The organism is Streptosporangium brasiliense, assembly GCF_030811595.1.
Taxonomy (GTDB): domain Bacteria; phylum Actinomycetota; class Actinomycetes; order Streptosporangiales; family Streptosporangiaceae; genus Streptosporangium; species Streptosporangium brasiliense.
Genome location: NZ_JAUSRB010000002.1, coordinates 2,417,511 through 2,431,686, shown reverse-complemented (window position 1 = coordinate 2,431,686; position 14,176 = coordinate 2,417,511). Strand labels below are relative to the sequence as shown.

Below are 14,176 nucleotides of genomic sequence, written 5' to 3'. Positions count from 1 at the left end.
ACACCCGCCGCCGAGGGGCTACGGTGGGAGCGACACCCTGGAGGAGAACATGCGGCAGTCGAGGCGCGGAGCGCCGTTCGGCTGGCTGCTCGCCCTCCTGTTCCCGCTGCTCGTCGCCGGCGGGACGCACGCGGGCGGCGTCACCGCCCTCCTGGGACACGCCGGCGTCATCTCGGTCGCCGGGGAGCACCGGCCGCTGTTGCGCGAGGCCCGCCCCGGCGGGGAGCGCCGGCCGCGGTCCCACCAGGTTCTCCCCGGCGGGGAGCAGCACCTGCTCACCACGGGCCACGCCGGGACCGGAGCCGGGGGCGGCCACCCGGCCGTGGCCGGCCCGGCCGCCCGGCACCTGCCCCCCGCCTCCGGCTCCGGCCCGCGCCCGGCCGGCGCCGACGATCCACGCCCGCTCGCGGCCCTGCTGGTCAGGCCCGCTCGGGCACCACCCTCCACAGGCGTCTGAAGCACCTCGTAGCCGGGTCGCGGACACTCCGCGCCGGCCACGGGTGCTTCGCCGTACCCGGACACCATTCCCCAAGCCTGTGGAGGCTTCCATGTCGCGTGCCCCCGTGGTGCGCGCGGTGACGGCGTTCGCCGTCATCGCCGTCTCACTCGTCATCGCGTTGACCATGTCCCCGCGCCTCGGTCTCGACCTGCGCGGCGGCACCCAGATCGTCCTGGAGACCAGGGACTCCCCGACCGTCAAGGCCGACGCCGAGGCCACCGACCGCACCCTTGAGGTGCTCCGCCGCCGCGCCGACGCCCTGGGCGTGGCGGACGCGCCACTGGCCCGCTCCGGCGAGCGGCGCATCATCGTGGAACTGCCCGGCGTGCAGGACCCGACCAAGGCCGCCGAGGTCATCGGCAAGACCGCCCAGCTCACCTTCCACCCCGTCGTCGCCCTGGCCGACGCGGCGACCTCGCCCAAGTCCGGCGAACAGGTCGTCGCCGACGAGGACGGCGTCAAGCTGCTCATCGGCCCGGCCCGGCTCACCGGGGACGGTGTCGGGGACGCCCAGGCCGGGATCGACCCCCAGCAGGGCAGCGGCTGGTACGTCACCGTGGACCTGCGTGAGGGGGGCCGCCGGGCGTGGGCCGAGCTGACCGGTGAGGCCGCCTGCAACCCGGTGGGCGACCCGAAGCGGCGGGTCGCCATCATGCTCGACTCCAAGATCGTCGTATCGCCCCAGGTGAACGAGGGCGTGGCCTGCGAGGTGGGCCTGCCGGGCGACTCCACGCAGATCACCGGCTCCTTCACCGCCGAGGAGGCGGCGGACCTGGCCGCGCTGATCAAGGGCGGCTCGCTGCCGGTGCCCGTCGAGATCGTCGAGCAGCGGATCGTCGGCCCGACGCTCGGCGCGGCCGCGATCGCGGCCAGCGCCCAGGCGGCCGTCATCGGCGTGCTGCTCACCGCCCTGTTCATCGTGGTGACCTACCGGCTGGTGGGCTTCATCGCCGCCATCGCCCTGGCCTGCTACGCGCTCGTCTCCTACGCGGCGCTGGTGGCGCTCGGCGCCACGCTCACCCTGCCGGGACTGGCGGGTTTCGTCCTCGCGATCGGCATGGCGGTGGACGCCAACGTGCTGGTCTTCGAGCGCGCCAGGGAGGAGTACGCCGCCGGGCCGAGGCTCCGGCCGGCACTGGAGAAGGGCTTCCGCAACGCCTGGAGCGCGGTGGCGGACTCCAACATCACCACCCTGCTCGCGGCGGGACTGCTGTTCTTCCTGGCCTCGGGACCGGTGCGCGGCTTCGGCGTCACGCTGAGCATCGGTGTGGTCGCCTCACTGGTCACCGCGATGGTCGTCACCCGCGTGCTGGCCGAGTGGGCGGTGCGGCGGCCGGCGGTGGCGAGGCGGCCGGGGCTGACCGGACTGTCCGGCATCGGACGCGTCCGGACCTGGCTGAACGCGCGCGGACCGCGCCTGATGCGCCACCGCGCGGTGTATTACACGGTCACCTGCGTGCTGCTGGCCGGGGCCGTGGCCGGGGTGGCGGTGCGGGGGATCAGCTTCGGGGTGGAGTTCACCGGCGGCCGGCTGGTGGAGTACTCCACCGGCGTCCCGATCAGCGCGGACGCCGCCCGCGACCTGGTCGCCGGGGCCGGGTTCCCGGACGCGGTGGTGCAGGCGTCGGGCGAGGACGTCTCGGTGCGGACCGGCCGCATCGGCGACGCCGACCTGGCGAGGATCGAGACGGCGCTGGAGAGCGGGGCCGGGCCGATCGCCAAGGAGCGCGACGAGCTCATCGGGCCGAGCCTGGGCGAGGAACTGCGCCGCAACGCGCTGATCGCGCTGGGTGTGGCGCTCGCCGCGCAGCTCGGCTACCTGGCCTTCCGCTTCCGCTGGACGTTCGGCCTGGCGACGGTGCTGGCCCTGGTCGTGGACGCGTCGGTCGTGGTCGGCGCGTTCGCGTGGCTGGGCAGGCCGGTGGACGGGGTGTTCCTGGCCGCGATGCTCACCGTGATCGGCTATTCGGTCAACGACAAGGTCGTGGTCTTCGACCGCGTCCGCGAGCTGTGGGCGCGGCGGCCCCGGACGCCGTTCGCGGAGGTGACCGACACCGCGATCCTGCAGACCCTGCCCCGTACGGTGAACACGGGTCTGGGCGCGCTGTTCATCCTGGTCGCGCTGGCCGTGCTCGGCGGTGACTCGCTGACCGACTTCGCGGTGGCGCTGCTGATCGGCGTCGTCACCGGCACGCTGTCCTCCGCGCTGGTCGCCGCCCCGCTGGCGGTGGAGTTCGAGAAGCGCAGCTCCGCGCCGCCGCCGCGGCCCCGGAGCGCGCCCCGGCCTCGCGAGGGGTCGGGTGCCGTGGTCTGACGGCGGCCGGTCGGGATCGGCCGCCGTCGCCTCCGGGGCGACCCCTCGGGAGATCGGGGGCAGGCCCTCCGGGGAGGGCACAGGCGGGTGAAGGTGCGGGCCGAGACCGGCCCGCACCCTCACCTGTTACACCTACCGAGCTTCACCTGTCGAACGTCTGCCCCACCGGTCCGGACGTCTGCCCTACCGGTGCCCCGGTGTCCCCGTGTCCCGTTCGACCGCGCCGGCCGGCCCTCGGCCCGCGCGGTCTCCGGCACGGTCTTCACCGGGCGTGGAGTCCGATCCCGCTTCCGGCGGGGATCAGAAGCACCAGCTCTGGCAGGCCGTGAAGGCCGGCAGGACGTGCAGGACGGGGCGGGGTACGACCTGCAGGACGACGGGACGGGTGGGGACGGCAGGGCGGATGGAGACGGTGCGCACCTGCTGAGCCGCTCCAGGAGGACCGGGAGGTCCTTCCGGCCCCTGCGGGCCTTCCGGCCCCTGCGGGCCTTCGGGACCCTGGGGACCCTCCGGACCGGCAGGACCCTCGGGGCCTTCAGGTCCAGCGGGGCCCTCAGGTCCAGCGGGACCCTCAGGACCGGCAGGGCCCTCAGGACCGGCAGGACCCTCAGGACCGGCAGGACCCTCAGGACCCTCGGGACCCTGCTGGCCTTCCGGTCCCTGCGGACCTTCAGGTCCTTGGGGGCCCTCGGGACCCTGCGGACCTTCAGGGCCCTGCGGTCCCTCCGGACCTTGGGGACCCTCAGGTCCGGCGGGACCCTCAGGACCGGCGGGACCCTCAGGACCGGCAGGACCCTCAGGACCGGCAGGACCCTCAGGACCGGCAGGACCCTCAGGACCGGCAGGACCCTCAGGACCGGCAGGACCCTCAGGACCTTGCGGACCGGCGGGACCCTCGGGACCTTGCGGACCGGCGGGACCGGCAGGACCTTGCGGACCGGCGGGACCCTGGGGACCGGCCGGGCCCGGGGGGACCGCGCAGAGGAACAGCGGCAGGTGGAGCCACCTGCACAGCGGAATGTAGCTCTGCGGAGCCGAGCCGGTGGCCGGCTTCACATAGCTGATCTCACTGACCTGGGTGATCTCCGGAATGAAAGTGGCGCGATTCTCCCAGTAACCGAGGGAGGCGTTGCAGAAATCACTGGACACCCCTGCCGCAAGGGGAAGGAATGCCAGCTTTCCGCAATAGGGGTCATTTGCCTCATAGCGGGCATGCGCCTGATTCATCAGCCAGCCCGGCGCCGTGTCGGCACTCGCTGGGACAGACGACTGAGCAAGAACAGCCCCGGCGAGCGCGCCGCCAGCCAGGATGCGTTTCATAAGGGTAGCCACACCGTCTTCTCTCTCCTGCCCCAACCGCCGAAAAACCCGGCGCCGGCAGTTTTGAACCGACCGGGAACACCCACGAACAATGCCTTCCAAATCCAGTTGATGCATCAGACGAGAAACGCGCGTTTCTTTGCCGACGGTAAATATGAATCGCCAGATAAAGCCAATATGCATATCGCGTTAATATTCGCAGTAAACGGCCCTATTCTCGCAACACCGGCAACGGGGCCGAACCCGTCACGGCGGGCGGACCGGGCCACCGTCACGGCGGCACCTGGCAAGCGGGTCGCGCCGGGAGGCGGGGAGCACCTCCGAGCGGGCCCCTCGGACCGGCCGGGAAGCCCGCAGGATCGGCCGGAGGGACGCGCCAGGCCCGCCCGGGGACGCACCAGGCCCGCCCGGGGAAGCCCGCCGGGCCGGCCGGGGAGGCGCACAGGCGGCCGGGAGCGGCCTCCGGCGCCGCCGGCCCACCCTCCTCCGCGCCGCGATCCCCCGCTAATGTGCTTGCGTCTCATTTCCCTGCTGCCGGAAGGCGGATGCACCCGTGGCGGATGACTACGCGACGACTTTCAAGATCATTGATGTCGACGGTGACGGCCTGATCTCGGCCACCGAGATGACGCGCCTGATGGAGGTGCTCGGCCAGCCGATCACCCCCGAGGCCGCCGAGGCCGCCATCGCCAGGATCGACCTGGACGGCGACGGACTGATCTCCCTGGAGGAGTTCGCCGGCTACCTCAAATAGCCCCACCCCTCCCGCCGGAAGCCGCACATGTTGCATTTGAGACAAGAACAAGCGTTTGCTACTTGCTCAAAGTGTCAATGAGATCAGAATGTGAGGCGCACTCCGACGGGAGGGTCCATGGCGACAAAAGAAGATTCCAGGCTCGTTGCCACCGGTTTCGGTGACCGTAAGAGAAGATCTCACGACCTGTCCGACCAGCGGCTATGGAGATCCGCACCGGCGGAAGTGGCCAGGCTGCTGAGACCGGGCCTCACCGAGGTGGCCGATCAGGTGATCAAGGAAATCACGGTCCGGATCCCCGAATACTCCCGGCCGGCCGACGCGATCTACATCAAGGCCATCCGGCTGGCCGTGGACGAGGCCCTGCGCCAGTTCGTGGACCGGATCGAGAACCCCAGTGCGCCGTGGGAGCCCGAGGTCTTCCGCACCATCGGGCGCGGTGAGGCCAACGAGGGCCGCAACCTCGACCCCCTGCAGACCGCGATGCGGCTCGGCGCCCGGGTGGCCTGGCGGCGGCTGACCGAGCAGTCCGAGCACCTCGGCCTCACCCCGCAGCACCTCTACGACCTGGGCGAGGCCATCTTCGTCTATCTCGACCAGCTCGCCGACGCCGCCGCCGAGGGCTTCGAGGAGGCCAGGGCCCGCGCGGCCGGAGAGATCGAGCGCCGCCGCCGACGGCTGATGGACCTGCTGCTGAGCCAGCCGGCCGCCTCCCCCGACGCGATCGCCGACCTGGCCAAGGCCTCGGGCTGGCGGCTGCCCAGGACCGTGGCCGGGGTCGCCCTGGACGAGCACTCCAGGGGCTACCGCCCCCCTTCGCTCCCGCCGGACGTGCTGTCCGGCCTCGACCGGCCCGGCCCCTGCCTGATCGTCCCCGACCCCAACGGCCCGGGCCGGGCCCAGACCCTGGAGGCCGGGCTGCGCGGCTGGAAGGCCGCCGTCGGGCCCGCCGTACCGCTGGCAGCCGCCGCGACCTCGCTGCGCTGGGCCCGTGAGGCGTTGGACCTGCACCGGCGGGGCGTGCTCACCGAGGAGCGCGGCGTGCTCCGCTGTTCCGATCACATGGCCACGCTTATCGTGTTCAAGGACGAGGAACTGGTCAGCGCCCTCACCGAGGTGCGGCTCGCGCCGCTGGCCCACCTGCGTCCCAGCCAGCAGGACCGGCTGGCCGAGACGTTGCTGGCGTGGTTGCGGCACGGCCGGGGCGCCGGGGAGGTCGCCGCCCGGCTCCACGTGCACCCGCAGACCGTGCGCTACCGGCTGCGCCAGCTCGAGGAGCTCTACGGCGACCAGCTCAGCGATCCGGACATCCGGTTCGAGCTGGAGATCGTCCTGCGGGCCAGGCGGTCCGTCAGCTCCGGAACAGCCTGATCCGATCCTCACCGATGCGCTCCCTGAGCGCGCGGTCCTCGACGCCGAGGTCCTCGGCGGGGGCCAGACCCAGCACGCCGACCTTGCCGACATGCTTGTTGAGCTGTACGGCACGGGCGGCGTCGCCGGTCTGGTCGAGGGGGTAGACCGTCGACAGGGTGGGTTGGAGCACGCCCAGCGAGAGCAGCCGGTTGACCTCGTGGCACTCCTGGTAGTTCGCCCCGTGGGAGCCGACGATCCGCTTGAGCTTCATCCACAGGTGCCGGTTGTCGTACTCGTGGGCGTAGCCGCTGGACGACCCGCAGGTGACGACCGAGCCGCCGCGCCGCGCGACGTAGACGGACGCACCGAAGGTGTCCTTGCCGGTGTGCTCGAAGACGATGTGCGGATCCTCCCCCACCTGCCGCCGGACCTCGGCGCCGAGCCTGCGCCAGGACTTCTCGTCGTTGAGGTGGTCGAACTGCGAGCGGTCCACGATGTGCTCGCAGCCCATCCGGCGCAGGAGGGCGGCCTTCTCGTCGGAGCTGACCACGCCCACCGGGATACCGCCGCCGTTCCTGACGAGCTGCACGGCGTACGCGCCGAGCCCGCCGGTCGCGCCCCAGATCAGCACCACGTCGCCCTGCTTCATCCGGGAGCCGCGCTCACTGACCAGCATCCGGTAGGCGGTGGAGGCGCACAGCATGTTGCAGGCGGCCTCCTCCCAGGTCAGATGCCTGGGCTTGGGGAGGAGCTGGGTGGCCTTGACCACCGCGAACTCGGCCAGCCCGCCGTAGTTGGTCTCGAACCCCCAGGCGCGCAGGTCGGCGCCGAGCATGGAGTCGGAGTGGGTGATCGGGTCCTGCTCGTCGACGTAGGCGGGCGAGGTGACGACCCGGTCGCCGATCTTCCAGCGCCGTACGGCGGTGCCCATCCGGACGATCACCCCGGAGGCGTCCGAGCCGAGCACGTGGAAGTCCCGGTCGTGGCGCGGGTCCTCACGCCCGAACCGCTCCAGGAACGCGAACGTGGGGATCGGCTCGAACATGGCCGTCCACACGGTGTTGAAGTTGATGGCGCTGGCCATGACCGCGATCAGCACCTCGTCCGGGGCGAGCTCCGGCATCGGCACCTCGGACACGTGGATGGACCTGGTGATGTCCTTGTCGACGTCGTTGACGCCGTGCGGGCTCCGGCCGAACATGCCGACCTCGTCCTTACGGGTGTGGGCCGCCCGGAAGGTCGTGGGGACCTCCAGGCGCGCGAGCTCTTCGGGATCGGCACCGTCGACGACGGCCTGTGCGAGTGTCACAGCTGGCCTCCAAGGTGAGCGGCGATGACTTCGACGTGGGGCGGGTCGAGCAGGTTGAGGTGGTGCGACCCGGGGATCGTGACGATCTCCAGCCCCGGGCTGAACGGGCCGAATCCCCTTGTGGGGTCGTCGGCGTGGGCGTATCGGGTGTCTTCGACCGCCCAGGGGGTCGGGTCCGTGGAGCGGTAGAGCACCACGCGGCCCTCGTAGGTCCCGGCCCGGTATCCCTCGATGGCCCGGGTGTCCTCGTGCGAGGTGATCTGATGCCGGAGGATGGCCTCCCCCAGCAGGTCCAGCACCCCCGATCCGGCGATGCGCGCCTCGGCCAGGGCGAGCTGGCCGGCCTCGCTCAGGCCCGCGAGCTCGTCGTAGGCGAGCCGGACGGGCACCCCGTAGGTCTCGGTGAGATAGGTGGCGAAGTCGGCGTACCGCCTGGCCGCGATCCGGGTCCGCTCCGCGGCTGTCACCTCGTCCGGCAGGCCCGAGTCGATCATCGCCACCAGCTCCACGTTCTCCGCCCCGAGCTGCCGGGCGATCTCGAACGCCAGGATCCCCCCGAACGACCATCCCCCCACCCGGTACGGCCCGGCGGGCTGCACCTTCCTGATCTCCGCCACGTACCGGGCGGCCCGCTCGCTCACCCCCGCCTCGGCGCCGAGGGTCCCGACGCCGTCCAGGCGCTCCAGCCCGAACACCACCTGGCCGGCTCCCAGCGCCCCGGCCAGCAGCGCGTACACCCCCGTGGTCCCACCGGCCGGATGTCCCAGGAACAGCGGCACCCGTCCGTCCCCCGGCGCCGTGGGAGCGCCGGCCGCCGGTGCACCAGGCCCCGGCGCTCCGGCCGCCGTCGCCTCGGCCGCCGGCGCGGCGCGGCGGGCGGCCAGGTACGCGCGGGCCGCGGGGGTCAGCGGGCGGACGACGCCCCGGGCGGCCTCCTCCTCGTCGATCTCCCGGAGCAGGTCGGCGACCTGGGCCCCGGTGAGCACGCCGTCGGCGGCCAGCTCGCGGCCGGCCTCCCGGCCGAGGACGTCCAGCACGACGGGCAGGACGCCGGCCGGGATCTCCTCGGTGACCCCGGGCACGCGCCCGAGGATCCGGGTGAGGGCCGCCACGACCTGCCGTTCCGCCGCGTCCCTGGGCTCGACCGGGCGCGTCCCGGCGGTGCCGTGGATGCCCAGCCCGGCGGCCACGGCCACGGCGACGTCCCCGAGCGTCGCGCCCTGCAGCAGCAGCGCGGTCGGCACGGCCACCCCGAAGTCGTGCTCGATCATGCCCCGCACCCGGGTGGCCGCGAGCGAGTCGAGGCCCGCCTCGGTGAGCACCGTGCCCTCCTGGAGCCAGGCGGTCTCGAAGCCCAGCACGACGGCCGTCCGCTCCCTGACCTTGGCGACGACGGCCTCCAGGGCCTGGCCGGGCTCCATCGCGGCCAGCGCCTCGGGCCCCGCCCAGTCGCCACCGGTCACGGCCGCGCCCGCCAGGTCCGCGAAGTACGGCATACGCGCGATGCCGGGGAAGGCGGCGACGGCCGCCGCCGCGTCCAGCCGCAGCACGCCCGCGGCGTCCACCCCCCGGGCCAGGAGCGCCTCCAGCGCCTCGACGCCCTCGTCCGGGGTCAGGGGCGCGACCGCGGGCAGCACCGCCTGGCCGGCCCCGCCGACGTCGGCCCAGGTGCCCCAGTTGATCGTCGTCCCGGGCAGTCCCTCGGCCCGGCGCAGGTCGCACAGGGCGTCCAGCCAGGCGTTCGCCCCCGCGTAGGCCGCCTGCCCGGGTGACCCGAGCAGTGCCGCCGCCGAGGAGAACGCCACCCACCAGTCGAGAGGCGCGTCCCTGGTCGCCTCGTGCAGCTGCAGGCCGCCGTGGACCTTGGCCGACCAGACCCGGTGCAGGTCCCCGGGGCCCACGTCGGTGACCAGGTGGTCGTCCAGCACGCCCGCCGCGTGGATCACCCCGCGCAGCCGTACGCCGCCGGCGGTGACCACGTCGACCAGCCCCTCGGCCACGCCCGGCAGGGCCAGGTCACCGGTCACCACCTGGACGTCGGCGCCCAGCGCCCGCAGTCCCGCGATCGTCGCGGCCCCCGCGGCCGACGGCCCCGACCGGCCGCCCAGCACGATCCGCCCGGCCCCCCGCTCGGCCAGCCACCGCGCCACCACCAGTCCCAGCCCGCCGTACCCGCCGGTGATCAGATAGCCCCCGCCCCGCCGTACCACCGGCCCGTGCGCGCCGGCGCGGCGCCGGTCGCCGTCGTCCGGGAGCGCGGCCAGCCGGGCGGTGTAGCGGACGCCCGCCCGCCAGGCCACCTCGTCGTCCGGCCGGTCGGCCGTCAGCTCGGCCAGGAGCGCGTCCGGGCCGTCCACGTCGAGCAGCCGGGCCCGCAGCCCCGCCTGTTCGAAGGCCAGCACCCGGACGAGGCCGCGCAGCGCGGCGGCGCCGGGGTCGCCCGGCTCCCCGTCCAGTACGGCCTGCGCCCGGTCGGTGACGAGCCGCAGCCGCCGCCCGGTCCCCGCGAGCTCGGCGGCGATCCGGGTGACGGCGAGGTACAGGGCCTCGGCGCCGGCCGGGTTCAGGCCGCTCGGGGCCAGCACGACGACCTCCTCGGCCCCGTCGCCCGCGGGGAGTGCGAGCGGGGCCGGGACCGGCGCCGTCCGCCGGGGGGCGGAGCGCTGGGCCGGGACGAGGGAGGGCACGGGAGCGCCCGGCGCCACGCCGGGCAGGTCGAGGTGCACGCCGGGCAGGTCGAGGCGGCCGACGGTGTGCCCGGCGGCGGTGAGGTCACGGGCGAGGCGCCCGGCCCGCGGATCCCCCTTTACGGCCACGACGAGCCAGCCACGGGCCGGGCGCGGATCGGATCCATTCCCGGCCGGCGCGGTCTCGACACCTGGTCCCGGCTCCCACACCCGTGCCACGAGCTTGCCGGCCAGCGGGACCGGCACGGCGGTGGCCGGGATGTCCTTGGCCAGCAGTCCCACCGGAGTGCCGTCGCCTCCCAGCCGTCCGATCCCCACCGGCACCCCCGAGGGGCCCCGCAGCCGCTCGGCCAGCTCGGCGGGGCTCGGCGGGGGCCCGGCCGGGGAGGGGCCGGGCACGACGGTCGCGGTGCCGTACCGGATCCAGACGCCCGCGGCGTTCCTGGCGTCGATCTCGACCTCGCCGGACGGGGTGAGGGTGGTGGTGACCGTGGCGGGCAGGGGCAGCAGCGCGTCCAGGGTGACGCCGGTCAGCTCGGCCTCGCCCCGGACCTCGGCCCCCGCCGCCTGGGCGAGGGCCGCCACCACCGCCAGCGGCAGGACGGGCAGGCCGTGCAACCGCCAGAGCGAGGGGTCCAGGCGCCAGGGCGCCTCGGAGAGGTCGTCGACGGTCGTGGTCCACAGGTGCCCGGCGGGGCTCTCGACGTGCACGCCGAGCAGCGGGTGGCTGCCGGGCGGGAGCGCGGCGCGCCGGGCGGCGGAGACCCAGTGCCGCCCGTGCCGCCAGGGCGAGAGGGGAAGGTCGACGACCCGGCCGGAGGAGGTTGCGACCAGCGCGGGCATGGCGACCGCGGCCGCCGCGAGCTGCAGGCGCAGCTCCTCGTCGTGTCCCCGGCGCAGGGAGTGGATGATCACCGTGCCCGCGGGGAGCGAGTCACGCATCGCCGAGGCCAGGACGGGGTGCGGGCTGATCTCGGTGAAGACGGTGTGGCCGTCCTCGGCGGCGGCCTGGAGGGCGGTGAGCAGGCGCACCGGGCGGCGGACCCCGGCGGCCCAGTAGGCGGGCTCGAAGGTGGGGACCTCGCGGGGGTCGTCGAAGACGGTCGAGTAGAACGGGATCTCGGGCTTGCCCCCGGCGATGGCGGCCAGTGCCTGGCGGAGCTTCGGCAGGAGCGGCTTGACCTGCGGCGAGTGCCCGGCGCCCTCGGCGGTCAGCACCCGCGACAGCAGGCCCCGCGCCCTGACCTCGGCGGCGAACTCCTCGACCCGGCCGGGGTCGCCGGTGACGACGCACTGCCGCGGCGAGGCGTGGACGGCGACGTGGAGGTCGGCGGGGACCTCTTCCGCGGCCACCTCCAGCACCGCCATCGCCCCGCCGCCGCCCAGCGTCCCGAGCAGGCCGGCGCGCCGGCAGATCACCCGGACCGCGTCGCGCAGCCCGATCCCGCCCGCGACCACGGCCGCCGCGACCTCGCCCATCGAGTGCCCGACGACCGCCACCGGCCGTACCCCGTGCGACGTCCAGAGCCCGGCCAGCGCCACCTGCACCGCGAAGATCACCGGTTGCGCGGTGGCCACGCCCTCCGCCTCCCGGCCCCCGGCGACGATCTCCCGCAGCTCGATGCCCGCCTCGTCCCGGAACATCGGGTCCAGCTCGTCGATCACTCCGGCGAACACCGGTTCCTCGGTGTAGAGCCGGGCCCCCATCCCCGTCCACTGCGAGCCGTAGCCGGAGAACACCCACACCGGCCCGCGCCCGCCGGCCACCGCCGCCCCGGCGACGCCCCCGCCGCCCTGTACGGCCCGCAGCCCGGCCAGCAGCTCCCCGGCGTCCGCGGCCACGACGGCGGCCCCGGCCCGCCCGCGCCCGGCCCGCCGGGCGAGCGTGTGCGCGATGTCGCCGAGCACGACGCCCTCGGACGCGCGCTCCTCGGGTACGCGCTCCTCCGACGCGGCACGGTCGGACGCGGGCTCCTCGGACACGGCACCGTCTGACGTGACCTTCGCGGACGCGGCCGCCTCAGGCGGGACCCCGCCGGGTGCGAGCTCGGCGCCGACCCAGTCCGCGAGCACCCGGGCGTGGTCCCGGACCCGCTCGGCGGACACGTCCGTGAGCAGGAACACCTTCGCCCCCGGCCGATCGCCTCCGGCCTCGCCGTACCGGCCCGGGGCCGGGGCAGGGGGCGCGACCGGCGCGGCGCGCTCCAGGACGACGTGGGCGTTGGTCCCGCCGAAGCCGAAGGAGGAGACCCCGGCCCGGGGGTGGTCGCCCGGCCAGGGGGTCGGGGCGGTGACGACCTTGAGACGCTCCCAGGGGATGTGCGGGTTGGGCCGGTGGAAATGGACGCTGGGCGGGATCACGCCGTGATGGAGCGCGAGGACGGTCTTGATCAGGCCGGTGATCCCCGCCGCGGCCTCGAGATGGCCGAGGTTGCTCTTCGCGGAGCCGATGAGCAGCGGCGTGGTACGGCCGCCGCAGAGCGCGGCGTCGATGGCCCGGGCCTCGATGGGGTCGCCCAGGAAGGTCCCGGTGCCGTGGGCCTCGATGTAGTCGGGGCCGTCCAGCCCGGCGTAGGCGGCGCGCAGGAGCTCCTCCTGGGCCTCCGGATTGGGCGCGACCAGCCCGTTCGAACGGCCGTCCTGGTTCACCGCGGTGGCCCGGACGACGGCCAGGATCCGGTCGCCGTCGCGCTCGGCGTCGGCCAGCCGCTTCAGCACGGCGACGCCGCATCCCTCGGCCCTGACCATCCCGTCCGCCGAGGCGTCGAAGCTCTTGCAACGGCCGTCGGGCGCGGTCCCGCCACCCTGGTCGAACGCCATCGTGATCACCGGTGAGAGCAGCAGGTTTACCCCCGCCGCGAGCGCCAGGTCGCTCTCCCCCGAGCGCAGGCTCCGGACGGCGAGATCTGTGGCGACCAGCGAGGACGAGCAGGCGGTGTCCACCGACAGGCTCGGCCCGCGCAGGTCGAGCAGGTAGGACAGCCGGTTGGCGGCGATGCTGAACGCCGCCCCCGTCGCCGTCCAGGCGTCCACCTTCGCCGGATCGGCGGTGGTCAGGTAGGCGTACTCGTTGCCGGAGATGCCGACGAACGCCCCGGTGCGGCTGCCGCCCAGCGACCGGGGGGCGATGCCGGCGTGCTCCAGCGCCTCCCAGGCCGTCTCCAGCAGCAGGCGCTGCTGCGGGTCCATGACCTCGGCCTCCCCCGGGACGATCCCGAAGAAGTCGGCGTCGAAACCGGCCACGTCGTCCAGGAACCCGCCGTGCCGGGTGGTCGCGGCCAGTGCCTCGGCGGTGCGGGGGGAGCCGTCGTCGAAGGCCGCCCACCGGTCCTCGGGCACCCGGCCCACCGCGTCGCCGCCCGCCATGAGCAGCCGCCAGAAGTCCTCCGGCCCGTGCACGGACCCCGGGAGGCGGCATCCGACGCCGATCACCGCGATCGCCTCCTCGGGGTCGGCCGTGCGGCCGGCCGCCGGGGCGACGGCCGTACCGGACGCCAGGCCCCGCGCGAGCCGGTTGATCGTGGGGTACTCCCAGACCAGCGTGGGCCCCAGCTCCCGGCCCAGGAACACCTCCAGCTCGCCGGCCACCGCGACCGCGTCACGGGAGGACAGCCCGAACTCCTCCAGGGGGCGGTCGGGGTCGACGTCCGCCAGGGGCAGACGGCAGCGGGTCGCGATCCGCTCCCCGAGGAAGCGGCGGATCTCTTCTTCGCCGATCAGGTCCACGTGGCGGCTCCCAAGAACACCCGAGGTGATCGGCAAACTTACAGAGACAAATCGACATAAGGGAGCCCTGACAGCCCACAATCCACCAGCGCGTTTTGTCACCACTGTGATAACGGCCACCCGTTCGGGGGATTTGTTCGCGCGGCTCAATCACCTCTCCCGTTTCGTTGCGAACGCTCATATCCGCGCCCCGGGGGCCGGGCTTAGGGTCGCC

General features: G+C 74.1%; 6 protein-coding genes. 4 read left to right on the top strand and 2 right to left on the bottom strand.

Annotated features, from left to right (window positions below; all coding sequences use genetic code 11):
* Nucleotides 1-49 precede the first annotated feature (49 nt).
* From J2S55_RS19890 to J2S55_RS19875, 4 genes are all read left to right on the top strand, one after another.
* Entirely contained in the window at nt 50-457 is a 408-nt protein-coding gene (locus J2S55_RS19890) for a hypothetical protein (RefSeq protein ID WP_306863106.1), read from the top strand.
* Nucleotides 458-548: 91 nt separating this feature from the next.
* The gene (gene secD, locus J2S55_RS19885) at nt 549-2,813 is read left to right on the top strand and encodes a protein translocase subunit SecD (RefSeq protein ID WP_306863104.1); all 2,265 of its coding nucleotides are present in this window, start codon (nt 549-551) and stop codon (nt 2,811-2,813) included.
* A 1,873-nt stretch (nt 2,814-4,686) separates the two neighbouring features.
* Nucleotides 4,687-4,887, top strand: coding sequence for an EF-hand domain-containing protein (locus J2S55_RS19880; RefSeq protein WP_306863101.1), 201 nt, complete (start codon nt 4,687-4,689; stop codon nt 4,885-4,887).
* 117 nt (nt 4,888-5,004) lie between these two features.
* A complete protein-coding gene (locus tag J2S55_RS19875; RefSeq protein ID WP_451931708.1) occupies nt 5,005-6,258 on the top strand; it encodes a PucR family transcriptional regulator in 1,254 nt (417 codons plus the stop codon).
* On the opposite strand, the gene ccrA is transcribed toward J2S55_RS19875, so the two are convergent.
* Together ccrA and J2S55_RS19865 are read right to left on the bottom strand one after the other, a co-directional pair.
* On the bottom strand, nt 6,239-7,549 hold the full coding sequence (gene ccrA, locus J2S55_RS19870; protein WP_306863097.1) for a crotonyl-CoA carboxylase/reductase: 1,311 nt from the start codon (nt 7,547-7,549) through the stop codon (nt 6,239-6,241). The genes J2S55_RS19875 and ccrA overlap by 20 nt on opposite strands.
* Entirely contained in the window at nt 7,546-13,962 is a 6,417-nt protein-coding gene (locus J2S55_RS19865) for an SDR family NAD(P)-dependent oxidoreductase (protein ID WP_306863094.1), read from the bottom strand. Before J2S55_RS19865 ends, ccrA begins: the two co-directional genes overlap by 4 nt.
* Between the last annotated feature and the right edge of the window lie 214 nt (nt 13,963-14,176).